General features: G+C 44.9%; 24 protein-coding genes. 2 read left to right on the top strand and 22 right to left on the bottom strand.

Translation table 11 applies throughout. From position 1 onward, the window contains the following. Positions 1 to 8: 8 nt before the first annotated feature. The 17 genes from RZ44_RS02475 to RZ44_RS02395 all read right to left on the bottom strand — a co-directional run bounded on the left by RZ44_RS02475 (position 9) and on the right by RZ44_RS02395 (position 17,490). Positions 9 to 344, bottom strand: coding sequence for a putative DNA-binding protein (locus tag RZ44_RS02475; RefSeq protein ID WP_035808097.1), 336 nt, complete (start codon positions 342 to 344; stop codon positions 9 to 11). Then, complete coding sequence (ftsY, locus tag RZ44_RS02470; RefSeq protein WP_035808091.1) at positions 334 to 1,443, bottom strand: signal recognition particle-docking protein FtsY; 1,110 nt, start codon at positions 1,441 to 1,443, stop codon at positions 334 to 336. The genes RZ44_RS02475 and ftsY overlap by 11 nt, the downstream gene beginning before the upstream one ends. Further along, positions 1,443 to 4,991, bottom strand: coding sequence for a chromosome segregation protein SMC (smc, locus tag RZ44_RS02465; RefSeq protein WP_035808089.1), 3,549 nt, complete (start codon positions 4,989 to 4,991; stop codon positions 1,443 to 1,445). The genes ftsY and smc overlap by 1 nt, the downstream gene beginning before the upstream one ends. Positions 4,992 to 4,997: 6 nt before the next feature. Beyond that, positions 4,998 to 5,759: a ribonuclease III gene (gene rnc, locus RZ44_RS02460; protein ID WP_035808087.1), complete on the bottom strand. Its 762-nt coding sequence runs from the start codon at positions 5,757 to 5,759 to the stop codon at positions 4,998 to 5,000. A gap of 84 nt (positions 5,760 to 5,843) precedes the next feature. Then, positions 5,844 to 6,083: an acyl carrier protein gene (locus RZ44_RS02455; protein ID WP_026867576.1), complete on the bottom strand. Its 240-nt coding sequence runs from the start codon at positions 6,081 to 6,083 to the stop codon at positions 5,844 to 5,846. A gap of 36 nt (positions 6,084 to 6,119) precedes the next feature. Further along, positions 6,120 to 6,857, bottom strand: a complete 738-nt coding sequence (gene fabG, locus RZ44_RS02450) for a 3-oxoacyl-[acyl-carrier-protein] reductase (RefSeq protein ID WP_035808083.1) — start codon at positions 6,855 to 6,857, stop codon at positions 6,120 to 6,122. Continuing rightward, positions 6,850 to 7,758 (bottom strand): ACP S-malonyltransferase, encoded by a 909-nt coding sequence (gene fabD, locus RZ44_RS02445; protein ID WP_035808082.1) that lies wholly within the window; start codon positions 7,756 to 7,758, stop codon positions 6,850 to 6,852. The genes fabG and fabD overlap by 8 nt, the downstream gene beginning before the upstream one ends. Further along, positions 7,751 to 8,734, bottom strand: coding sequence for a phosphate acyltransferase PlsX (plsX, locus tag RZ44_RS02440; protein WP_035808080.1), 984 nt, complete (start codon positions 8,732 to 8,734; stop codon positions 7,751 to 7,753). Before plsX ends, fabD begins: the two co-directional genes overlap by 8 nt. A gap of 3 nt (positions 8,735 to 8,737) precedes the next feature. Continuing rightward, a complete protein-coding gene (gene fapR / locus RZ44_RS02435; RefSeq protein WP_141638971.1) occupies positions 8,738 to 9,301 on the bottom strand; it encodes a transcription factor FapR in 564 nt (187 codons plus the stop codon). A 602-nt stretch (positions 9,302 to 9,903) separates the two neighbouring features. Continuing rightward, complete coding sequence (locus RZ44_RS02430) at positions 9,904 to 10,530, bottom strand: sortase (protein WP_035808078.1); 627 nt, start codon at positions 10,528 to 10,530, stop codon at positions 9,904 to 9,906. Positions 10,531 to 10,559: 29 nt separating this feature from the next. Then, entirely contained in the window at positions 10,560 to 12,527 is a 1,968-nt protein-coding gene (recG, locus tag RZ44_RS02425) for an ATP-dependent DNA helicase RecG (RefSeq protein WP_035808076.1), read from the bottom strand. Beyond that, a complete protein-coding gene (gene sdaAA / locus RZ44_RS02420) occupies positions 12,527 to 13,402 on the bottom strand; it encodes an L-serine ammonia-lyase, iron-sulfur-dependent, subunit alpha (RefSeq protein ID WP_035808073.1) in 876 nt (291 codons plus the stop codon). The genes recG and sdaAA overlap by 1 nt, the downstream gene beginning before the upstream one ends. Before the next feature lie 3 nt (positions 13,403 to 13,405). Then, entirely contained in the window at positions 13,406 to 14,071 is a 666-nt protein-coding gene (gene sdaAB, locus RZ44_RS02415; protein ID WP_035808071.1) for an L-serine ammonia-lyase, iron-sulfur-dependent subunit beta, read from the bottom strand. Between the two features lie 60 nt (positions 14,072 to 14,131). Further along, the gene (locus RZ44_RS02410; RefSeq protein WP_035808069.1) at positions 14,132 to 15,787 is read right to left on the bottom strand and encodes a DAK2 domain-containing protein; all 1,656 of its coding nucleotides are present in this window, start codon (positions 15,785 to 15,787) and stop codon (positions 14,132 to 14,134) included. Positions 15,788 to 15,808: 21 nt separating this feature from the next. Then, positions 15,809 to 16,177 (bottom strand): Asp23/Gls24 family envelope stress response protein, encoded by a 369-nt coding sequence (locus tag RZ44_RS02405; protein WP_035808068.1) that lies wholly within the window; start codon positions 16,175 to 16,177, stop codon positions 15,809 to 15,811. A 225-nt stretch (positions 16,178 to 16,402) separates the two neighbouring features. Next, the gene (locus RZ44_RS02400; RefSeq protein ID WP_035808066.1) at positions 16,403 to 17,227 is read right to left on the bottom strand and encodes a prohibitin family protein; all 825 of its coding nucleotides are present in this window, start codon (positions 17,225 to 17,227) and stop codon (positions 16,403 to 16,405) included. Continuing rightward, positions 17,224 to 17,490 carry a hypothetical protein gene (locus RZ44_RS02395; RefSeq protein WP_035808064.1) on the bottom strand — a complete coding sequence of 89 codons (267 nt, stop codon included), beginning with the start codon at positions 17,488 to 17,490 and terminating at the stop codon, positions 17,224 to 17,226. The genes RZ44_RS02400 and RZ44_RS02395 overlap by 4 nt, the downstream gene beginning before the upstream one ends. A gap of 323 nt (positions 17,491 to 17,813) precedes the next feature. On the opposite strand from RZ44_RS02395, the gene rpmB reads away from it, so the two are divergent. After that, positions 17,814 to 17,999 carry a 50S ribosomal protein L28 gene (gene rpmB, locus RZ44_RS11105; RefSeq protein WP_074431608.1) on the top strand — a complete coding sequence of 62 codons (186 nt, stop codon included), beginning with the start codon at positions 17,814 to 17,816 and terminating at the stop codon, positions 17,997 to 17,999. 147 nt (positions 18,000 to 18,146) lie between these two features. Here rpmB and RZ44_RS02390 read toward each other — a convergent pair whose 3' ends face one another. Genes RZ44_RS02390 through rsgA form a run of 4 tightly spaced genes read right to left on the bottom strand, consistent with a single transcriptional unit; the run spans position 18,147 to position 20,985 of the window. Next, on the bottom strand, positions 18,147 to 18,848 hold the full coding sequence (locus tag RZ44_RS02390) for a DUF554 domain-containing protein (RefSeq protein ID WP_035808061.1): 702 nt from the start codon (positions 18,846 to 18,848) through the stop codon (positions 18,147 to 18,149). 10 nt (positions 18,849 to 18,858) lie between these two features. After that, positions 18,859 to 19,473 (bottom strand): thiamine diphosphokinase, encoded by a 615-nt coding sequence (locus tag RZ44_RS02385; RefSeq protein ID WP_035808060.1) that lies wholly within the window; start codon positions 19,471 to 19,473, stop codon positions 18,859 to 18,861. Positions 19,474 to 19,477: 4 nt separating this feature from the next. Further along, positions 19,478 to 20,122 carry a ribulose-phosphate 3-epimerase gene (gene rpe / locus RZ44_RS02380; RefSeq protein ID WP_035808059.1) on the bottom strand — a complete coding sequence of 215 codons (645 nt, stop codon included), beginning with the start codon at positions 20,120 to 20,122 and terminating at the stop codon, positions 19,478 to 19,480. Positions 20,123 to 20,124: 2 nt separating this feature from the next. Beyond that, the gene (gene rsgA / locus RZ44_RS02375; RefSeq protein WP_035808057.1) at positions 20,125 to 20,985 is read right to left on the bottom strand and encodes a ribosome small subunit-dependent GTPase A; all 861 of its coding nucleotides are present in this window, start codon (positions 20,983 to 20,985) and stop codon (positions 20,125 to 20,127) included. A gap of 96 nt (positions 20,986 to 21,081) precedes the next feature. Between rsgA and RZ44_RS02370 the strand changes: the two genes are divergently transcribed. Beyond that, on the top strand, positions 21,082 to 21,384 hold the full coding sequence (locus RZ44_RS02370) for a rhodanese-like domain-containing protein (protein WP_035808055.1): 303 nt from the start codon (positions 21,082 to 21,084) through the stop codon (positions 21,382 to 21,384). A 55-nt stretch (positions 21,385 to 21,439) separates the two neighbouring features. Here the strand turns inward: RZ44_RS02370 and RZ44_RS02365 are convergent, their stop codons facing one another. Then, positions 21,440 to 22,708, bottom strand: coding sequence for a cytochrome P450 (locus RZ44_RS02365; RefSeq protein WP_035808054.1), 1,269 nt, complete (start codon positions 22,706 to 22,708; stop codon positions 21,440 to 21,442). Between the last annotated feature and the right edge of the window lie 35 nt (positions 22,709 to 22,743).

Below are 22,743 nucleotides of genomic sequence, written 5' to 3'. Positions count from 1 at the left end.
CGTCCTCCTTAATCCAAATTCTCTAACTTGCCGATTATCTGTTCAACATCGTCTGTCATGTTATTACCGAGTTTTGATTTCAGCTCGGCATATAGTTCAAGACGCTTATTAAAGTTTTTATACATTCCAAGTGTTTCTTCATATTGTTCGAGCATATCGCGTGAACGCTTAAGGTTATCATAGACAGCCTGACGTGTCACATTCATCTCTTCTGCGATCTCACTGAACTGAAAATCTTCAAGATAATATAATTCGATATATTTCTGCTGTTTGTCAGTTAACAGAGACTGATAAAAATCATACAGATAATTCATCCGCATCGTGCGTTCTAAATCATTCGTCATCTTTATCTTCCTCTAATTTTTCTTCGAGCGTCTCGCTCTCCTGAATCATATCAGCAAACAGTCCGTACACATAGTTTTCCGCATCGAACGGCTGCAGATCATCGAGCTGCTCACCAAGTCCGACAAATTTAACCGGAATACCAAGTTCGTTTTTAATTGCCAGTACGATTCCGCCTTTTGCAGTACCGTCCAGTTTCGACAGAATAATACCTGTTACGTCAGTGACTTCCTTAAATGCCTTCGCCTGACTGAGTGCATTTTGTCCTGTCGTCGCGTCTAAGACAAGCAGTACTTCGTGCGGTGCTTCAGGCACAACTTTCTGAATAACTTTTTTAATTTTTGACAGTTCGTTCATTAAGTTGCCTTTGTTCTGCAATCGTCCTGCTGTATCGCAAAGCAGAATGTCCGCCCCGCGCTTTTTCGCAGCGTTGACTGCATCGAACATTACAGCAGCAGGATCTGAACCTTCCGCCTGTTTGATAACGTCAACACCTACACGGTCGCCCCATACCTGCAGCTGGTTAATCGCACCCGCACGGAACGTATCCCCCGCAGCGAGCATTACCTTTTTGCCTTCCTGCGTATACTTGTGTGCGAGCTTGCCGATCGATGTCGTCTTCCCGACACCGTTAACGCCGACCATTAACACGACAGTCAGACCCTCTTCGTTAATCGTCATTTCATCGGAAGCATCACCATTCCGTTCGTAAATCTCAACCATCTTCTCAACGATCGTCTCCCGGAGATCCGATGTTTCCGTAATATTTCTCAGCTGTGCTTCGCGGCGCAGCTCTTCTGTTAATTCCATCACAGTGTTAAAACCGACATCGGCTGAAATCAGCACTTCTTCCAGTGCCTCGAAGAAATCCTCATCCACCGTACGGTAGCGTGACATTAAAGCATTGATGTCCTGCTGGAATTTGTCACGGCTCTTTTTAAGTCCGACTTCAAATTTATAGCTGAGCTGTTCCTGCTCCCATTCCTCGAACTCATCGAGGGATATCAAGCCGTCATCGAGTTTGTCTGTCTGTACTTCGAGTGACGCCGGCTGTTCTTCCTGTTTTTTCTTCTTCCGTCTAAAGCGGTCAAAAATACCCATTAATTTCCGTCCTCTCTTACCGGTTCTTCATAATTTTTTAAATCGACGCTGATCAGTTTCGTTACACCTTTTTCCTGCATCGTGACGCCGAACAGGCGGTCCGCTTCTTCCATCGTTCCTTTACGGTGTGTAATTACGATAAACTGCGTATCAGCTGACAGTTTTTTCAGGTACTTCGCATATCTTGTCACGTTGGCTTCGTCGAGCGCTGCTTCCACTTCGTCGAGAATGATGAACGGGCTGACTTTCACACGGAGTACACTGAACAGCAGACTGATAGCAGTCAGTGCACGCTCGCCGCCGGATAACAGCGACAGTGATGACAGTTTTTTGCCCGGCGGCTCGGCAAATATTTCGATGCCGGAATCCAGGTAGTTGCCTTCTTCAAGGAGACGCAGTTCTGCACGTCCTCCCCCGAACATGTCCGTGAACACGTCCTGGAAATAATGGTTTACCTGATGGAACGTATCTTTAAAGCGTTCCGATACCGCCTCATCCATCTCGCTGATTACATCGAGCAGCGTCTGGCGTGCTTCGATTAAATCATCTTCCTGTTCTTTTAAGAATGTGTAGCGTTCGTTGACTGTACGGAACTCTTCGATTGCACCGATGTTTACCGGTCCGAGTTCTTCGATGCTCTTCTTATTCAATGAAATCTTCTGACGTTTCGCTTCTATATTTTCAAATGTTTCAAACTGCCCTCTCGCAAGTTCGTAAGTCATTTTGTAGTTGTCGCTTAAGTACGTCATTTTGTTTTCGATCTGCGTATCAAGACCTTCCCCGGCCGCGGAATCTGTGCGCAGCTGCTGCTGGCTCAGATCCGCTGCTTTACGGAGTTCATCTTCTTTGTCTGTCTGCTTCTTGTGATCTTCTTTAATCGCTGTCAGCTTGTCCGTAATTTCTTTCAGACGGCTGTCAGTCTTTTCGAGAGATGCTGTGAGATTTGATTTGTTCTCCTCGAGTTCGGAAATATCCATTGCCCCGAGATCCTCATTAATCATTTCCGCTTCAGCCTTCGTGTTATCGATATTGTGCTTCACATTATCGATATTCACAGTGATGCGTTCAATTGCCGCACCGGTAAAGCGGATTTCACCGTCTAATGTTATTTTATCATTATTCAGCTGCTGGAGTTCACTTTGAAGCTGTGCAATCTGCTCATCTTTTTCACTTTGAGAGCGGCTCATCATATCGATGCGCGTATTTATGTCGCCCATCTGATGAGTATAGTTCTCAATTTTAGCATCGAAGTCATGGGCCTCTTCAGCCGGAGTGAGTCCGTCCACTTCCTGTTTCAGTTCGGCTGATGCATCTTTTTTGTTCGTCAGCGTAAATTCAAGCTGAGTCACTTCATGCTGCAGCGCATCGTGGGTTTCACCGAGCGTTGTCCCGGCCTCTTCAAGCTGCTTCAGTTCAACTGTTGCATCTGCAATTTGTGCGGACGCATCGTCGACTGCTTTTTTAAGCGCAGATGTCTGCGATGTATATTCTTTAATTTTTTCGCTGATTTCCGCAATTTCTTTTTTCGATTCCATTATCGAACCTTTGCGGTTACGCGAACCGCCGCTCATCGCCCCGCCCGGCATAATCGTTTCACCGTCGAGCGTTATGATGCGGACACGCTGGCCGGTTGCACGTGCCAGTGCCGAGGCATCACTCATATTTTTTACGACAACAGTCGTATTTACGAGGTGCAGCAGCACTTTCCGGTATTCGCGCTTAATATTTGCAACTTCGGATAATATTTCATAATCGATATTCGATGATGCGAGAGATTTTTCAACATCGACTGATAAGTGACGTTCGCGAATCGTATCAAGCGGCAGGAACGTCGCGAAACCGAGATTTTTCTGTTTTAAAAACGTAATAGCTGTACGTGCGTTGTGTTCGACATCCATAACGATGTTCTGGCTCGCCTGGCCAAGCGCCGTATCGAGTGCTGTCATATATTCAGACGGTGCCGATATCAGTTCTCCGACAGCACCGATGACGCCGGGAATGCTGTCCTTATTTTTAAGCACTGCACGGACACCCGGATAATAGCCCTGATAGTTCTCTTCCATATTTTTCAGCATATCGAGTTTTGACTGCTGGTTCTGGATAAAGTTCGCTGCCCGGTTGTAATCATTTTTTGATTTGTCATACTGCGCATTCAAGTCGTTCAGTCTGATGCGTACGTCCTTATAATCATCACGTGCTGCCGTTAATTTTTCAGCTGCAGCATCGAGCGCTGACTTTTTGTCAGCGAATGTACGTTCCAGCTCTTTAATCTCTTCAGCGAGCGATGCGAGTCTCTCTTTTTTATACTGAATATTGTCAGCGAGCTTCGACTGTTCGTCGCGGCTTCTTCGTTTATCGTTCTCGAGTGTGGTCTTTTTAACCATCAGCTCGTAATATTCGTCTTTCAGCTTTTCGATATTGCTGTCATCTGTCGACTGCACGACATTCAGCTCACGTTTTTTCTCTTTTACTGTTTTAATCAGCATACTCTGCTTTTCTGTCATACCGTTCTTTTTTTGTTCTTCCTGCTGCAGTGAAGCTGTTAAAGTTTCCAGTTCTTCTTCGTAACCTGTGAGACGCTTCTTAAGATCCTGTTTCAGCGTTTCCTTGTTCGTTTCACGCTCTGCATACAATGCTATACGTCCTTCGATTTTCTCAAGTTCACGCGTCGTTTCAAGGAGCTGCTGATTCTGCGTCCGTTCTTCCTGCTGCAGGGCATCGCGTTCTTTTTCCAGTGCATCCAGTGCAGTCAGTACTTCTTTTAACGTTTCCCGTGCAGTTTCAAGATTTGTCTCTTCTTTTTTAATCCGCGCGGTAATTTCATCGAGTTCTGTTAACAGCTGCATCGTATCGAAGACATTCACTTCGATATCGCTCTGTGTCATTTCCTCTTTCAGTGCCAGGTACTCTTCTGCTATCGCACTTTCGCGCTCCAGACGGTTGACGCGGGAACTGATTTCCTCGATGATGTCGTGAACACGCGCAAGGTTCTGCTTTGTTTCATCGAGACGTTTTTCAGACTCGTGCTTGCGGTTTTTATATTTCATAACGCCTGCTGCTTCTTCGATAATTTTACGGCGTTCAACCGGTTTTGCTTTCAGTATTTCATCGACCTGGCCCTGGCTGATAATATTATATGCATTTTTGCCGAGCCCGGAATCTAAAAACAGTTCCGTAATATCTTTCAGCTTCGACTTTTCATTGTTGATAAAGTACTCGCTGTCACCGCTCCGGTACAGATTTCTTGAAATAACGACTTCTGCTGATTCACCGAGCACACGGTCGTCGTTGTTTAAAATCAGACTGACCGAAGCGTAGTTCATCGGTGTACGGTTTTCCGTACCGTCGAAGATGATGTCTTCCATTTTCGCACCGCGCATCACGCGTGCCGACTGCTCACCCAGTACCCATCTGATAGCGTCGGTAATATTACTTTTGCCGCTCCCGTTGGGACCAACGACAGCAGTCACACCGCTGTCGAACTTTATATTGACTTTGTCTGCAAATGATTTAAAACCATGTGCATCGATCTGCCTTAAAAATACCATTTGTCCCTACACCTCTTGGCCGAGCGCATGTAATGCGCTTCTCGCTGCTTGTTGTTCTGATTCTTTTTTCGATAAACCTGTCCCCGTACCGCGCACTTTGCCGCCGATGGATACTTCCGTATCAAACTTGCGGTGGTGGCTCGGTCCAGATGCGCTCACCAGTTCATATGTGACACTTTCGGAAAACGCCTGATGCGAATATTCCTGCAGCATCGTCTTATAGTCGATGACTGCATTATAGTCTTTTGAAACGATGTGCGGGAAAACAAAGTCCTCTAAAAATTTCCACGCACCGGCGCTTCCCTGGTCGAGATACAGTGCACCGAGAAATGCTTCAAACGCATCACTGACGATTGACGGGCGGTTTCTGCCCCCGGTCTTTTCTTCGCCGCGTCCGAGCAGAATTAATGCCGGCATATCGAGTTTCGAGGCAAATACTACAAGTGAAGGTTCACACACGATATTCGCACGAAGTTTAGTCAGCCTGCCTTCAGGAAGTTCTTCGTACTTGTTAAAAATATGATCTGATACCATCAATTCTAGTACTGCATCGCCGAGAAATTCGAGACGCTCGTTGTTGTATCTCTTATCGAGCCCGAGATCATTAATATAAGAGCTGTGCATAAACGCCTGCTGATAAAGACCTGTTTTATCGACTTTAATATTAATTTTGTCCGCGAATTCTTTAAATATAACGTTAAAATTATCGAGTTTATTTTGTGCCGAAGCATCGGTTTTAACTTTGTCCAGCACTACTTTAAAATCCATATATCCACCTCATTTATTTTACTATTTTTTGTATTTATCCACAAAGAAAAATCCACTTCATCATAAGTGGATTTTTCAAGTGTTTTATTGTTCTTTTTCAATTTTGTCAATGAAATCTAATGCGTCGCCTACTGTGTTGATTTTTTCAGCTTCCTCATCAGGGATTTCCATATCAAACTCATCTTCAAGTTCCATCACTAATTCAGCGATGTCAAGTGAGTCTGCTCCAAGGTCATCTTTGAAAGATGCTTCTCTTGTTACTTTTTCTTCATCGATGCCAAGTTTGTCAACGATGATGTCTTTGATTTTATCAATATTAGCCATTGTTAAATTCACCTCCCTTAAATAATATCACAGCTTTTAACCCATGTACATACCGCCGTTGACGTGTAATATCTGACCTGTAATGTACGATGCTTTGTCGCTTGTTAAGAAGCTTACAGCGTTTGCAATATCCTTCGTTTCACCGAAATGTTTCAATGGAATCTGCTGCATCATGCCGTCTTTAATATCATCTCCGAGGACGTCTGTCATATCGCTCTTGATGAAGCCCGGCGCAACACCGTTCACTGTAATGTTTTTCGAAGCCAGTTCACGGGCAACGGATTTTGTCATGCCGTCAATTGCAGCTTTCGTTGCAACGTAGTTCGTCTGTCCGGCGTTGCCGAGTGAACCGACAATGCTCGAAATGTTGACGATACGTCCTGATTTCTGACGGATCATCGGACGCGACACGCTCTTAATTACATTAAATGCACCTTTAAGATTGACGTCGATTACATCATCGAATTCTTCTTCTTTCATGCGCATTAACAGATTGTCGCGTGTAATGCCCGCGTTGTTAACAACGATGTCGATTGAGCCGTACGTATCCGTAATGTGTTTAATCATCGCTTTAACGTCGTCTGCGTTCTGCACGTGGCACTGGTAGCTTTCAGCTGTGCCGCCTTTTGCTTCGATTTCTTTGACAACGTCGTCCGCTTTGTCTTTTGATCCTGAATAGTTCACGATTACCGTATGGCCGTCTTCAGCCAGTGTTAATGCAATCTCACGGCCGATACCGCGAGATGCACCTGTAACCAATGCAATTTTACTCATTTAAAAACACCTCTGCCTGTTCGAATGTATCGATATTTGAAGTAGATATTTCTTTTGTAATTTTACGCACCAGACCGGACTGGACTTTCTTCGGTCCGACCTCCACTGCTTCTGTCACACCAAGCTCGGCAGCAGTTTCCACACACTCAACAAAACGTACCGGATGTGTAATCTGCTCAACGAACTGATGTTTGATTACCGACGCATCCGTTTCAGCTTTCGCGCTGACGTTTTGAATGACCGGAATTTGTGCATCTTTAAAGTCAATCGTATCGACGAATGATTTAAACTCGGCGCGTGCCGGCTCCATTAAGTGGGAGTGGAATGCACCCGATACTTTTAATGGGATGATGCGGCGTGCACCGCGTTCTTTCGCAAGTTCCTTAAAGCGTTCAACTGCATCAGTATCACCTGACACAACGACCTGGTCCGGTGCATTGATGTTTGCCGGTGCAACTTTGGAGTTGTCGTCCGATACGCTGATACACGCTTCTTCAAGATCTTTAAAGCCCATGCCGATTACAGCTGCCATTGCACCGCTGTCCGCCTGACTCATCAGTTCACCGCGGGTCGTTACAAGCTTAACCCCGTCTTCCAGTGACACGACACCTGCGTGTACAAGTGCCGGAAGTTCACCAAGTGAATGACCGAGCAGGTAATTACCTTTAAGACCTGTTGCTGCAAGAACCGCCAGGCTGTGTGCGAATAATGCCGGCTGCGTGTATTTCGTATCGTTTAAACGCGCATCATCTTCGCTGAACATAATCTCTTTTAAGTCAAAGTTAACATATGAAAAAATTTCATCGAGTACGGCGCGGGATTTATCGTTCTGTTCATATAAATCTTTAGCCATTCCTCCGTACTGGGCACCCTGTCCCGGAAAAATAATTAATTTACTCATTTGTTTCACCTATCAAATCTTTAATTTTGTCGATCGTGCCTGAGTCAGCCATAATCTTAGCCTGTTTAACCGCGTTGACAATCGCAGTCGCATCCGAAGAACCGTGGGCTTTAATGACGTTGCCCTGCAGCCCCATCAGCGGTGCACCGCCGAATTGTCTGTAGTCGAGCATGTTTTTAAGCTCCTGGAAATCATTTTTCATTGCCAGTGCCGCAAGTTTGTTCACCGGATTCTTCATCATGATTTTCTTCACTTCGCCGAGCAGGCTTGATGATGTACCTTCAATTGTTTTTAATACGACGTTCCCTGTAAAACCGTCAGTCACTGCGATATCCACATCACCTGTTAAAATATCACGCGTTTCAAAGAACCCGGCGAAGTTCAGTCCGCTGTGTTTTAACAGCTGATAAGTTTCTTTCGTCAGTTCTGTGCCTTTAATTTCCTCGCTGCCGTTGTTAATTAAACCGATTGTCGGATTTTTACGCCCTTCAATATTTTCCATGTACACGCTTGCCATCTGTGCAAACTGGAGTAAATGGTTCGGTTTGTTTTCAGAGTTCGCACCCATATCAAGCATCAGCATACCTTTGCCGGATGTTGTCGGGAGCATCGTCGTAATTGCAGGTCGTTCGATTCCTTTAATCCGTTTGACGCCGAAGAGCCCCGCACTCATAATCGCACCGGTGTTCCCCGCTGAAACGATTGCTTCTGCTTCACCGTCCTCAACAGCTTTAACCGCTCTGACAAGCGAGCTGTCTTTTTTGCGTCTGACAGATTTGACCGGATCATCTTCCGATTCGATTTTTTCCGTCACTTCGATGAAAGTAACCCGCGGATGGTTTCCGCTGTAGCTTCCCGCCATGCCGTATGCCAGAATCTCTACATCTTCAAACGTGTCCACCGCCTGAAGTATACCTTCTTCTATCGCTTTCGGGGCGTTATCTCCACCCATTAAATCTACAGCAATTTTAGCCATCGTTTATTCACCTTCGTCTTTATAATACATTTCAAATTTACCAGTAAAAATTACTTTGCCATCGACTTTTGATTCCACTTCGATGTGCGCTTTATTATTATCCATCGCTGTAACTTTCGCTTTTGCAATTACTTTATCATGCAGCTTCGCCGGACGCTTGAAATCCACAGCCGCACTTTGCGTTAACGCAAGCGGCTCATCGATCAGCGCGACACAAAGCGAGTTCGCCTGGGCGAACAGGAAGTGTCCCCGTGCGATGTGATTCTTTTCGAACACGTGACCCTCTTCTATGATAAACAGCGACAGCGCGCTCTCATTCAGTTCAATATCGATAATTTCTCCGACTACTTCCTGAATAGACAGTGAGCGGATCTTGTCGACACCTTCACGCGCTACATTTTTAATGCGTGCACGCAGCTCAGGAATGTTCAGTTCCAGCCGGTCGAGACGTATCGTCTGAATCGATACACCGAAAATATTTGCAAGCTGCTCATCCGTTAAAAACGGGTCCTCGGAAATATGAGACTCCAAACTCGATTGACGTTCCTGTTTTTTTAGCTTCACCATTCTGATTCCTCTTTTAGTAGTTGGTATTAATATCTATATATAACACTAGAATCAGTATATAAAACCTGGCTCATGATTTCAATTAATTTGGGAAAGTATTTTTATATTAGCGTTAAAATTGGCGGTAGATGAATGATTTTGGGGGTGGATGGGTCTTGAGGTAGGAGGGATGGGGGGCGACACTGTCACTTAAATGGTTTTGACTGACAATGTAGAAGCGACACTGTCCGATAAATGGGGTTGTCGGACAATGTGGAAGCGACACTGTCACTCAAACGGACTTGACTGACAATGCAGAAGCGACACTGTCACTCAAACGGACTTGTCTGACAATGTGGAACCGACACTGTCACTCAAACGGACTTGACTGACAATGTAGAACTGACACTGTCACTTAAATGGTTTTGACTGACAATGTGGAAGCGACACTGTCCGATAAATGGGGTTGTCGGACAATGTGGAAACGACACTGTCCTATAAATGGGGTTGTCGGACAATATGGAAACGACACTGCCACTCAAACGGACTTGACTGACAGTGTCGCCCTGCCAAAACAACAAAAAACACCCAAACCCGCCCATAATACGGATTTGGATGTTAGTTTATTCTGCCTCAACAAGCTCGGCTGTTACAATCAGCCGTTTCTCAAATAATAGTGTGTCCGGATTATAATCTTCACACGTCACAAGCGTCAGCTCCTGGACGTCGCCTTCGTTCTGGTCCAGCACACTTACTTCCGACGGCTCAACTTCGAACATTTCGGTTATTTTATAGACGCGCGTTTCGTCACGGGTAATTAGATTAATTTCATCGCCGACTTCAGCTCGGTCGATATAGTTGAACCGGATGCCGGCTCCTTCAACCCGGTGACCGGCAATCGGTATGTTCTGCATATCGAGGTGATCCGTTTCTTCAAGCATGCTGACGCCGTTACGGAGTTTTTCTTCTGTCAGCGGGCCATAGTACAGGGGCTCAAGAATATCTGCACTGGCAATTTCCAGTACACCGGCCATGTTTTCACCGATATTAATGCCTTTAGTATCCTGTTCGACACCGGTGACGAGCGTTTCTATCGGATTCAGCTTCACATCATCGTCACCGTCCTGATAGGCTGTAATTAACCGGTCATTGACCTGATCTGTAAAATACTCGCGGATGTCCTGCCAGAAAAACAGTACAATCGCAGCCAGTATCATCAGTATTCCAAGACTTCTTATAAAGATTCTCAACAGATATTCCCTCCCGTCAGCATCCTGTGCTATAAATTATTACTCTCATATACTTTAACTGCTTCATCGCGCGCGACTTCAAGTATTCTGTAGTCCTCGGTAATATCGGCCACTTTAAACTGCGGCAGACCGCTCTGGCGCACTCCGAAATAATCTCCGGGTCCGCGCATTTCGAGGTCGCGTTCGCTTAAGACAAAGCCGTCCGTCGTACTCGTCATAATATCCATACGCTGCTTGGCGTTTTCCGTTGCGGGGTCGCTGACCAGTACACAGTAACTCTTTTTACTGCTTCGTCCGACCCGTCCGCGCAGCTGATGCAGCGTTGACAGTCCGAAGCGCTCGGCGTTAAAAATTACAATCGCCGTTGCGTTCGGCACGTTAATACCGACTTCGATAACCGTTGTCGATACGAGCAGTGGTTTTTCAAGTGCTTCAAACGAACGCATCGCTTCATTTTTCTCTTCAGCCTTCATCCGCCCGTGCACGAGCACGACATCTTCCGGACTGAAATACTCTTCAAAAATCTCATGAATTTCGTAGACGTTTTTTAAATCGAGCGTCTCCGACTCTTCAATTAGAGGCGCGACGATGTAGGCGCTGTGCCCTTTATCGATTTCAGATTTAACGAAACCGAGCACGTAGTCAAGTTCTTTAAAGCGGCGCCACTCCGTCTCAATCGGAATGCGTCCGGCAGGCATCTCACGAATAACTGAGACGTCCATATCGCCGTATGATGTAATCGATAAAGTTCTCGGTATCGGTGTCGCCGTCATGTACAGCACGTTTTTACGGTATGCCTTATTATTCAGTTTATCGCGCTGATTCACACCGAACCGGTGCTGCTCATCGATAATTATAAACGACAGACGGTCGAACAGCACATCGTCTTCAATCAGTGAATGCGTACCGACGAGCAGGTCGATTTCACCGGCAGCAAGCCGTGCCAGAATGTCCCGTTTCTCCGCCGGTTTCGTGGTCCCCGTCAATTTCGCAATCACAAGTTCATCACCGTAAGTATCTTTAAAGCTTTCATAATGCTGGTTTGCGAGCACTTCTGTCGGTACCATCACGGCACTCTGCTCGCCGATTGTCTTCACCGCGTATACACAAATACCGGCAACAATCGTTTTACCGCTTCCCACATCCCCCTGCAAAAGGCGGTGCATGGAAATATTCTGCTTAAAATCGCGGCATATGTCGTTGACACTTTTTTTCTGATCGCCCGTCAGTTCAAACGGCAGCGTATCGATAAAGAGCTTAAGCTTATCAATATCATAGTCGACGATAAAACGGTCGCTTCTGACACGTTCTTTCTGACGGCGTTCCATAATTTTAAGCTGGTAGTGATACAGCTCATAAAATTTAATAGTGCGGCGCGCTGCTTTGACCGTATCCGGACTGTCCGGAAAATGCAGTGCGTGCAGCGCGTCTTTAATCGGCATCAGTTTATATTTCGCTTTCAGCGTATCCGGCAGATCGTTGTTAAACGTTGCCGTCTCAAATGCCGAACGGACAATTTTCTGGAATGTCTTCGCCTGCATGACACCGCCGAGCGGATACTTCACCTGATAGCCGCCGCCCGCTTCAAAGATCAGTTTTGTGCCGTTAATTTCAAGTTTGTTGCGGTTAAATTTACCGTACAGACGTGCAAATTCACCGTTGATAATTTTGCTCTTTAAGTACGGCTGATTAAAGAAAGTAATTTTAACGTAAATGCCGTCGACATCCATAAAGAATGTCAGACGGCTTTTGCCTTTTCTAAAAAAAGCAACCTGCGGTTCTGTTTTCACCGTACCTTCAATCGTAATATTCGCACCGTCCGGTGCTTCATTTAAATTGACCACGCTGTGATCTATGTAGCCGGCAGGCAGCGTAAAGAGTACATCGTTCATACCCGTAATGCCGATGCCGGACAATTTTTCCGCTACTTTGTCGCCGACGCCCTTCAGCTCTTTAATACTTCTGTCAGGACTTTGCACGACATGAATGCCGCTCATTATTTCGCACCGAACAGTTCAGCTTTTAAGCGTTCTCCCGTCGGAGTTGCAGCCAGACCGCCGCGTCCTGTTTCGCGTAATGCCGACGGCATCGTTAAGCCGATTTTGTACATTGCTTCGATGACTTCATCGGCAGGAATACGTGATTCGATACCCGCGAGTGCCATATCTGCAGCAGTCAGTGCATTTGTTGCACCTGCAGCATTACGCTTAACACACGGCACTTCGACCAGTCCTGCGACCGGGTCGCAGACGAGTCCGAGCATATTCTTCATGGCAATCGCAAATGCGTGCGCACTCATCTCCGGCGTTCCGCCTGCAAGTTCCACGAGGGCGGCTGCCGCCATTGCGCTGGCACTGCCGACTTCCGCCTGGCAGCCGCCTGCAGCACCCGAGATGCTTGCGTTATTTGCTACGACAAAACCGAATGCACCCGACGTGAACAGGAAACGGATTTTCTGTTCTTCTGTAATAGACGGGTCTTTTTTCACCATCGCAAACAGTACACCCGGCACAACGCCTGCAGAGCCGGCTGTCGGTGTGGCACAGATTTTACCCATTGCCGCATTGACTTCGTTCGTGCTGACTGCGTTCGCAATCGCCAGTAAGTTCAGCTCACCGCTTAACCCTTTACCGGATTCGATGTACTTCTGCATCTTCACTGCATCCATACCCGTCAGGCCTGTCGTTGAATGAACACCTTCAAGCCCTTCTGCAACAGCACCTTCCATCGTCGTTAAGTTTGTTTTCATTAAATTGTATATATCGAGATAACTCTGCCCCGTCGCTTCCATTTCCTGTCTGATCATAACTTCCGACAGTGAAATGCCTTCTGACAGTGCACGTTCTGTTAATTGATTAATACTGTTAAACATGGATTAGCCTCCTGTCATTTCAATTACACGGTCTACACCTTTAACCGCTCTGATTTCCTCTAATGCTTCCACTGAAATTGTATCGTCGAGCTCGACAGTCATTAATGCGACCTGTCCTTTTTCTTTACGGGACACACTCATCTGGGAAATATTCAGCTGTTCATCGCCGAGTTTCGTCGTGACGCGTGCAATCGTACCGAATTCATCTTTGTGGAACACCAGAAGCGCGTGATAGTTACCTGAAATATTAATGTTGTAACCGTTAATGCTCACGAGCTCTATCTTACCGCCACCAATGGACACGCCTTCGATGACGAGCTCTTCTTCTCCTTTATAAAGATGCAGCACTGCCGTATTCGGGTGCGAGCGTTCCTCGTTCATTTCGATGAAGTTATACGTAAGATCATTGTCCGCAGCTTCCTGTTTTGCATTTATTATTCTTTCGTCGTCTGTGTCATAGCCTAAAATTCCGCCGAGCAGCGCCACGTCTGTTGCGTGTCCCTGGTAAGTGTCGCGGAATGAGCCGTACAGGTAAATGTCCACTTTGTCCGGCTGACCGCCGAACAGACTTCTTGCAAGCAGTCCGATGCGGGCTGCACCTGCTGTATGTGATGATGACGGTCCGACCATAACTGGACCGATTATATCAAAAACGCTTTTAAATTTCATAGTTTCCCCCTCCTAAAGTACAAAAAGCCACATCGGTATTAACCGATGCGGCTGATATTGTTATTCAACAGATATTAGATAACTGTAGACTGGCTGAGCACCATTATGAATTTCAAATTCAACATCCTCATGCGTGCCTTCAATATCTTCAACTACTGCTTCAACTTCCTCTTCAGAGCCGTCTTCACCGATAAGAATCGTAATGATTTCAGTATCTTCATCAATCATCCCGGTGATTAATGTGTGAAGCGTATCTTTTTTAGAGTCGTTGGCAGTAATAATCTTACCTTCGGCAATACCCATATGCTGATCTTTCTTTATGTCGACACCGTCTATTTTAGTGTCACGGACCGAATATGTCACCTGTCCTGTTTGGACATGCTCCAGCGACTCGCTCATTGCAGCTTTGTTGTCTTCAAGTGAAGCTTCCGGATTAAAGCTTAACATACTTGCAAGTCCTTCCGGAATAGATGTTGAAGCAACCACTGCTGCAGGAATATCCAATACTTCTACAGCCTGTTCAGCTGCCATAATAATATTTTTATTGTTCGGCAGTATAATAACCTGCTTCACATCTTCGTCTTTAATAACGTTAACGATGTCTTCTGTTGCCGGGTTCATCGTCTGTCCGCCGTTGATCACGTGCGTCACACCGATGCTCTTGAAGAGTTCGTTAATTCCGTCACCTGTAGAAATCGTAATAATCGCTGTGTCGTAAGACTGCTTTTCGACTGCAGCTGTATTCGTTTCCCCGTGAACAGTTCTGAATTGTTCGCGCATGTTTTCAACTTTCATCTTGATGAGCTCTCCGTATGTTGCAGCATACGTAAATGCTTCACCCGGAGTCTCTGTATGAACGTGAACTTTAACGATTTCGTCATCGTTGATTACAAGCAGCGAGTCACCGAATTCGCTCATTTCACTGCGGAATTCGTCTTCGTTGAATTTGCGTTTATCGTCTTCAAAGCGAACCATAAACTCAGTACAGTAACCGAACTCGATATCATCAACGCTCATAAAATCGTTAAAATCATTATCGTGGTCGTGATCATGTGCGTCAGCTGCAAAAGATGCCTCTGCCTGTGCAGGGTCTTCCTCAATTTCCTCACCTGTCATTGCACTCAGAAATCCTTCGTAAACGTACACAAGTCCCTGGCCGCCCGAATCGACAACGCCGACTTCTTTCAGTACCGGCAGCAGGTCCGGCGTGCGCTGAAGTGCAGCTTTTGCCTCTTCAAGCGTCGCAGTCATCACATCGATCATCGATGCACCGCTGTCTTTAAATTCTTCCGCTTTTGTGCCCGCATCCTTAGCGACTGTTAAAATTGTACCTTCAACAGGTTTCATGACTGCTTTATATGCAGTGTTTACACCTTGTCTTAATGCTTCGATAAATTCCTCTGCATCGATAAATTCCTTGGATTCAATCGCTTTAGAGAACCCTCTGAATAATTGCGACAGAATTACACCCGAGTTACCGCGTGCACCCATAAGCAGTCCTTTAGAGAAATGTTTTCCTACGTTACCGATATGCGCGTCTTTTAACGGTTCAACCTCTGCTGCACCTGAAGACATCGAAAGATTCATGTTCGTACCCGTATCACCGTCCGGAACGGGGAAAACGTTTAATGAATCTACATAATCAGCATTTTTTTTCAGATTACGCGCCCCGCTCAAAATCATCTGGCGGAACATCAAGCCATCTATCTTATCCATTGTATTGTAAATCCTCCCCAACTATTCGTCTCCGCCGATAATACGTACACCCTGTACGTGTATGTTTACAGCTTCAATACTTAAGCCTAGTGTTTTTTCAAGTTTATATTTTACAGTTGATTGTACGTTTGATGCCACTTCCGAAATTTTCACACCGTAACCTACGATAATGTATAAATCGATTTTCAGCTTGTCTTCGTTGTGTTCAACGATAACACCGCGTGAATAATTTTCTTTACCAAGCAGCTCCGCAAATCCGTCACGGACCTGGTTTTTAGATGCCATACCGACTACGCCGTATGATTCTACGACAGTACCCCCGGCAATGTTTGCTATTACGTCTGTAGAAATTTCAATTTTACCTAATTCATTTTCAATTTCCAGCGCCATTTATTTCGCCTCCCAATACATCATTTAATTATAAGCAAATACCGTGCGGAAATACAAGTGTTATTATCGTATTTCCCCGGCTGCAAATGAACCTTTTCCAATGTTCTTCATCGTTAATATTATATCATACTGCATTTTGCTTAAACACACATATATCCGCCGGTATAAAAAATACCTGCATCCAGCTTTTTAAACTGCTGAATACAGGTATATTTTTCGTCAAGTTTATTCTTCCGACTTGTCTTCTTCTGTCTGCGGTGCCGGTAAATCAATCATTACACCTTCGCCGCCGATTGATATCGGCTGAGTGCCGCTCCATTTTTCGATCAGCTGCTGCATCAGCACTTCCTCACTAAGCGATTCCTGAATCACTCTGTTTGCTTCTGCTTCACCTTCAGCTTCAATACGTTTACGTTCTGCCTCTTCTGTTGCAATCAGTTTATCGGTTTTCTTACGTTCCAGTTCCTGAGTTGCTTTCACACGGTCGTCGATTGCTTTTTGAGTTTCCGCATCAGGCTGCGGCGCGCTCAGCATGATATCCTCAATAATAATACCGTCATTTTCAAGATCCGCTTTAGCGACATCAATCGTTTCTAGTTTAATGTCTCCGATGCGTTCACCGAACGCTTCAATTACAGTATACTCTGACACCGTCTGACGCAGTGCGTCATTAATACGGGTTTTTATGTAACCTTCTTCCAGGTCTTCAATTGTGACGTTACCGAATTTCTTATACACAGCAGCCGCTTTTTCGCTGTCCACGTGGTAGTTCAGAGATACCGGCATGTTGATTGTTTTACCGTCAATCGTTGCAACTGCAAGCGATTCGTAGTTTTTGTTCTGCGTACGGACCGGATATTCAATCACGCGCTCAGTCGGATAAACGATGTGCCATCCCTGACCGAGCACTTCATCCTGCACTCCGCCGTTAATACTGTAAATTACACCGACGTGTCCGTTTTCAACTTTTGAAATCATTAAAATCAGTCCGATAACCAGACCCGCGAGGACAAGCACCCCGACAGCTATTGCCGAATACATTTTCTTCATTTTTTCTGCTCCAATTCTCTCTTAAGTTGTTTCAGTTCTTTTATTTCCTCTTCGAGCATCTCTGCTTCAACCGTGGCTCCGAACTTTTTTATGTGTGCATCATACGTAATATTTTTACGTTTAATGTCATGCCTGAGCTTTTTAATCCTGTCACGCTCTTCGTATTTATGCCCCAGTGTCCCAAGCTCATGACGGAAAATATAAGCCAGTGCAATGACTAATATGGCCAGCATAATTCCTGCAAACAGCAGCAATTTCAACATTTATTTGTCCCTCCTCCCGGCGATTTAAAAATCTTTAAAGATAGTTCCTGAACTGAATCATTCCTTCTCTGCACCTGACTATTGTACCATTTACAAAGCCTGCGTAAATGATTAATTTTACGTACAGCATATAATATGAGGTATAAATTGATTGTAAATAAATTCACATCAGTAACTGAACCTCTGTTCACGGACGTTTCCGAGGTGCTGATTTTGTACGAAATATATAGACAATAACAGTGAATTAATGTATCATATTGGAGTATGCATAAAGAAGAGATGAACATGATTATGTAAATTAAATTAAAGGAGTGGGATACAAGGTGAAAGAATGTTATGTAACAGGACGCAGATCAAGATCTGGTAACAACCGTTCTCACGCGCTTAACTCAAGCAAAAGAACTTTTGGTGCAAACCTTCAAAAAGTTAGAATTTTGGTTGACGGCAAACCTAAAAAAGTTTGGGTTTCTGCTCGCGCGCTAAAATCAGGTAAAGTTGAACGTGTTTAATACTTCAATTTAAAAACTGGTATCACTTATAGAAGTGATACCAGTTTTTTTATAGATATATACTGATCTTTCGGAACCCCGATTAATTCCCTCCTTCCGGCCGCAACAAAACAACCCCTTCTGAAAAATCAGAAGGGGTTGTTACGTTCAAAAGAATGACAGCAGCCAGACGATAAACATGCCGATAAATATCGCCGGTATCATGTTGCCGACACGCATGTGTGTTACGTTAAGCATGTTCAGCCCGATTGCAAGAAGGATAACCCCGCCTGTCGCACTGACCTGGTCGACCATCATATCAAGTATATCTGCCGGTATAAAGTTCGCAATCTGTCTTGCACTGATAATAATTGCCGCAATGTACAGGAATGTCGGAATACTGGACAGTATAACACCACGTCCATACGCTGTGGTCATTACGAGTGCGATGAAGAAGTCCATTGTCGCTTTCGTATACAGAACGTCATTGCTGCCCTGCAGTCCGGCGTCCAGACCGCCGACAATTCCCATTGCCCCGACAATAAAGATCAACATCCCGGAAATCAGTCCCTGGGAAATATTACCGCCGTGTTTGTCACCGAGCCGGACCTCCATTAAGTGCCCGAAACGGTTGAGCAGTTCTTCGAGTTTAACGACTTCCCCGATAACTACCCCGATGATGAGTGATATAAGCGTCGTCAAAATATCGGTTGCCCCGACGACCATCTGAATACCCATCGTAATAATAAATAATCCCTGTATTTTCATAATCGCGTCTTTGATATGCTCCGGAATAAATGTAAATATCATCCCGAGCGCACCGCCGATAATAATCGCTAACGAGTTAGCGAGAGCACCTGCAAATATCATTCACTCACCTCTAATCTGTTGATTTAATCATCAATATATCTTTATCCGTCCTGACTGTTACCGACGGTTTTTCAAACTCATTGCTCACTGTTAAAGTTTTTCCGATATACAGATATGTATCCTCTATATCATATTTAAAACCTTTCAGAGAAACTTGCGTCTGATCATGAAGCGGAATAAACGACACATATTTCTTCGTACCATCCGCTTCAATCATATGTTCACCTGCTGTCAGCAGCGTGATTTCGTTCGTTTCATTCAGGAGACGGATATCGAGCGTCCGTAATTTCTCATGTGCGAGCAGCTGGATGTTCATAAGTTCATGGTCTTTTCTGCCGCCGAGCGCACCATATACATCAATTGCAGTGTATCCGAGTTCCGCGAGAGACAGCAGCGCCAGTTCACTGTCGGTAAAATTTTTAGCACTCGGTACAATATCGAGTGCTAAACTTTGCCTGAACAATTCTATATCATCCGGGGTCACGCTGTCAAAGTCTCCGTATGCTTTTTCCACTTTAATTCCTGCACCAAGCAGCCCTTTCACTCCTCCATCCACACCCGTCCACGGTGCATCGTGTTCTGGAGTAAAAGGTACGTCCCTCAGCAGCACGTTCATACGTCTCATAAAATCATCCTTTTAAAGCACTGATTACAGCAGCTTTATCGTCTGCTTTAAATAAATATGAACCGCTCACCAGCAGGTTTGCACCGTGTGTCTTAACGATTTCTGCCGTTTCACCGTTAATGCCGCCGTCGACTTCAATATCAAACTTGTTGTCCATGTTTTTTCTGAGCTCAACAAGCTCATCGAGTTTTTCAACGCACGAATCGATAAAGCCCTGTCCGCCGAAGCCCGGATTAACTGTCATAATCAGGACAAAATCAACGTCGCCGAGCAGATGTCGGACTGCTTCTACCGGTGTCTGCGGGTTCAATGCAATTCCCGCCTTCATACCTTTACTTTTAATCAGCTGCACCGCGCGGTGTGCATGCGGTGTAGCCTCAATGTGAAACGACAGCATATCGACACCCATATTTTTAAAATCATCGACAAATTGTGTAGGATCATAAGTCATTAAATGAACATCAAGAGGAATCGTTGCTTCTTTGGCAATCGCCTCACATACGGGAATACCGTATGAAATATTCGGCACAAACTGACCGTCCATTATATCCAGGTGGAAAATGTCCGCACCTGCTGCTTCCATCGCTTTAATATCCGCACCAAGTTTTGAAAAATCACCTGCAAGTAATGATGGTAAAATTTTAACCATGTCTAATACCTCTCTTTTCTGTTATCAATTTCATTATAAATTTTTACATAGCTGTCGTAGCGTGACTGTGCGAGCTCTCCTGTTTCAACAGCCGCCTTAACGCCGCACTTCGGTTCGTTAATATGCAGACATTCCCTGAACTTGCAGCTGTACTCATTAAAGTCAATGAAGCAGAATTTAATATTGTACTTATCGATATTTAAAAAGTCGATCGTTGCAAAGCCCGGAGTATCCGCGATAAAACCGCCGCTGATATTAATCAGTTCAACGTGGCGTGTCGTGTGCTTTCCGCGATTTAATGCATTGGATATTTCATTTGTCTTTAAATCCAGATGCGGCAGCAGCGTGTTCAGAAGTGTCGATTTCCCTGCACCGGACTGCCCTGCAAGCACACTCGTTTTGCCGTCAAACACATCCGCCAGATCTTCATTAATGTGATTTTTATCAGTAAAGTGAACTTCATATATCGGTCCGTAGACCGATTTAATTTCTTCGATCAGCGCTTCATCGTCGCTTAAATCATTTTTTGTCACGATAATAACCGGATTAATGTCGTTTGCTTCACTGTACGCGATAAAGCGGTCCAGCAAATAGAAGCTGAAATCCGGTGATTTTAAACTCGTCGTTAACAGCAGCTGGTCAATATTGGCAACCGGCGGACGGATAAGCGAGTTTTTACGCGGTTTAATGGCTGTAATGTACCCTTCGTCGACGTTTTCTATTTGAAATTCAACGTAATCACCGACAAGCGGGCTTTCCGCTGTTTTTCTGAAACGGCCGCGAGCGCGTGTTTCGTACACTTTATCATTTGATTCTACATAGTAAAAGCCGCTCAGTGCTTTAATAATTTTTCCTGTCTGCATATAACACCTCGGGTTAATTTAAATACTATTTTATTATAACAACAATTTAACTGTGATAATATTGAATTTGTAAATTAGACTATGGAGGATGTAAAAATGGATATAAATATTTCACAAATTGATACTGTTCAAAAAGATGACAACAGCGTTATTATTGACGTTCGTGAAACGGATGAACTTGAGTTAACAGGCTTTCTGCCGGGTGCTGTCCACTACCCGATGAGCACGTTCAATCTCGATGAATCATCTCTTGATAAAGATAAAAGCTATTATCTCGTCTGTAAAGCCGGGGGACGTTCAAAACGCGTGCAGGAGTATATGCAGTCACACGGTTATGAAGCGCATAACGTTGAAGGCGGTATGATGGAATACACCGGCCCGAGAAATTATATACGGTAATTAAAATAAACGCGCAGTCCGAATAAACGGGCTGCGCGTTCTTTATATACTACAATTATTTTCTGTCTACTACTTCCTGAACGTTGCTGATGATGAATCCGCTCTTAACGTATCCCGGGATACTGTTAAGATCAACTGTTAAGTCCTGTTCCGGTACATCATAAGTTACTTTTTCTGCGAAGTACTTCATAGTTTCTTCCATGATAATTACTGTAATCCACTCACCTGCACAGCGGTGGTTAGTCCAGTAGTCTCCGCCGCCCTGTGGAATAAGGTCAAACGGTGAACCGTCCCAGTCTTCGAATCTTTCCGGACGGAATTCATTTGGATCTTCCCAAAGTGTTTCGTCATGCATTGTTCCGTATACGTCTAATGCAAGACCGTGACCCGCAGGAATTGTAACACCCTGGAAGTCGATATCTACTTTGGCTTTACCAGGTAAGAATGGCACGAACGGGTAGAAACGGCGGACTTCCTGTGCAAATTTGTATGCATAGTCAGGCTCGCTCTTAATTTTCTCACGTGTAATCGGGTTGTCATGCATAGCAAGCAGTCCGAATGACACAAAACGGTTAATAGCGATTAATGGACGGAATGTGTTCATTAAGTCGATTGCACAATTTCTTGAGTCCATCGGGTTGCCAAGGTAGTCTTCCCAATGAGCGAATTCGTAAAGTGCAGTGCCTTCCGGCGGATGAATGTTTCCTTTACGAGTTTCAAGAATCTGTTCCTCAAGCCAGTCTTCAACGCGGCGGCGTGCAGCTTTGGATTCTTTGTATCCTTTGAACGCGCCCCCGAGACCTTTGAATGAGTCGATCATGATATCCATATCAGTTGCAATTCTTTCGATGTCTTCAGGCGGTGCCTGGACTCCGGCCCAGCGGGTACCGACTTTAGTCAGAAGAACGATAGATTCGCGGTAAATGTTTACCTGATCCATGCTTTCCATACGCTGAGTGTTTGCACGCCATAAAGTACGTGTCAGTTCACGGACGTAGTCAAGGTTTCCTTCTGTCATTAAACTCATGAATAATGCTTTTCTGTCGATGTGTTTTTTACCATCGATAGTGTGGATTGCACCTTTACCGAAAAGTGTATTAACGATACGTTTCGGAAGCATGCCCTCACGCTGAACAACGTCGTTGTTGTAGAACATTTCAGCGCCTTCTTTACCTGTAACTACAGCGAAAGGCTTACCGCCTAATACTTTCGTTTCAAACACAGTCGTGTCTAAACGGTTGCGCTGGTTAGTCGTGTAAAGATATCCCTGTTTCATTAATTTCAAAGTGTTATCCAGGCCTTTATCCCTCTTAAGTGATGCCATAATTCATTCCTCCAATTCGAATGTACCTTACCATT

This window comes from Jeotgalicoccus saudimassiliensis (genome assembly GCF_000756715.1).
In the GTDB taxonomy this organism is placed as follows: Bacteria; Bacillota; Bacilli; order Staphylococcales; family Salinicoccaceae; genus Jeotgalicoccus; species Jeotgalicoccus saudimassiliensis.
This window is presented reverse-complemented; position numbering and strand designations above follow the sequence as displayed.

Bases quoted from the DNA above. Each gene is read 5' to 3' on its own strand.
- RZ44_RS02370 (WP_035808055.1), top strand. From the start codon at position 21,082: ATGGATATAAATATTTCACAAATTGATACTGTTCAAAAAGATGACAAC.
- rsgA (WP_035808057.1), bottom strand. From the start codon at position 20,985: ATGCAGACAGGAAAAATTATTAAAGCACTGAGCGGCTTTTACTATGTA.
- RZ44_RS02410 (WP_035808069.1), bottom strand. From the start codon at position 15,787: ATGGATAAGATAGATGGCTTGATGTTCCGCCAGATGATTTTGAGCGGG.
- smc (WP_035808089.1), bottom strand. From the start codon at position 4,991: ATGGTATTTTTAAGGCAGATCGATGCACATGGTTTTAAATCATTTGCA.
- sdaAA (WP_035808073.1), bottom strand. From the start codon at position 13,402: ATGTTTAACAGTATTAATCAATTAACAGAACGTGCACTGTCAGAAGGC.
- fabD (WP_035808082.1), bottom strand. From the start codon at position 7,758: ATGAGTAAATTAATTATTTTTCCGGGACAGGGTGCCCAGTACGGAGGA.
- fabG (WP_035808083.1), bottom strand. From the start codon at position 6,857: ATGAGTAAAATTGCATTGGTTACAGGTGCATCTCGCGGTATCGGCCGT.
- rpe (WP_035808059.1), bottom strand. From the start codon at position 20,122: ATGGTTAAAATTTTACCATCATTACTTGCAGGTGATTTTTCAAAACTT.
- sdaAB (WP_035808071.1), bottom strand. From the start codon at position 14,071: ATGAAATTTAAAAGCGTTTTTGATATAATCGGTCCAGTTATGGTCGGA.
- RZ44_RS02455 (WP_026867576.1), bottom strand. From the start codon at position 6,083: ATGGCTAATATTGATAAAATCAAAGACATCATCGTTGACAAACTTGGC.
- rnc (WP_035808087.1), bottom strand. From the start codon at position 5,759: ATGGATTTTAAAGTAGTGCTGGACAAAGTTAAAACCGATGCTTCGGCA.
- recG (WP_035808076.1), bottom strand. From the start codon at position 12,527: ATGAGCGGCATTCATGTCGTGCAAAGTCCTGACAGAAGTATTAAAGAG.
- RZ44_RS02390 (WP_035808061.1), bottom strand. From the start codon at position 18,848: ATGATATTTGCAGGTGCTCTCGCTAACTCGTTAGCGATTATTATCGGC.
- RZ44_RS02400 (WP_035808066.1), bottom strand. From the start codon at position 17,227: ATGAAGAAAATGTATTCGGCAATAGCTGTCGGGGTGCTTGTCCTCGCG.
- RZ44_RS02385 (WP_035808060.1), bottom strand. From the start codon at position 19,473: ATGAGACGTATGAACGTGCTGCTGAGGGACGTACCTTTTACTCCAGAA.
- RZ44_RS02365 (WP_035808054.1), bottom strand. From the start codon at position 22,708: ATGGCATCACTTAAGAGGGATAAAGGCCTGGATAACACTTTGAAATTA.
- RZ44_RS02405 (WP_035808068.1), bottom strand. From the start codon at position 16,177: ATGGCGCTGGAAATTGAAAATGAATTAGGTAAAATTGAAATTTCTACA.
- ftsY (WP_035808091.1), bottom strand. From the start codon at position 1,443: ATGGGTATTTTTGACCGCTTTAGACGGAAGAAGAAAAAACAGGAAGAA.
- plsX (WP_035808080.1), bottom strand. From the start codon at position 8,734: ATGGCTAAAATTGCTGTAGATTTAATGGGTGGAGATAACGCCCCGAAA.
- RZ44_RS02475 (WP_035808097.1), bottom strand. From the start codon at position 344: ATGACGAATGATTTAGAACGCACGATGCGGATGAATTATCTGTATGAT.
- RZ44_RS02395 (WP_035808064.1), bottom strand. From the start codon at position 17,490: ATGTTGAAATTGCTGCTGTTTGCAGGAATTATGCTGGCCATATTAGTC.
- fapR (WP_141638971.1), bottom strand. From the start codon at position 9,301: ATGGTGAAGCTAAAAAAACAGGAACGTCAATCGAGTTTGGAGTCTCAT.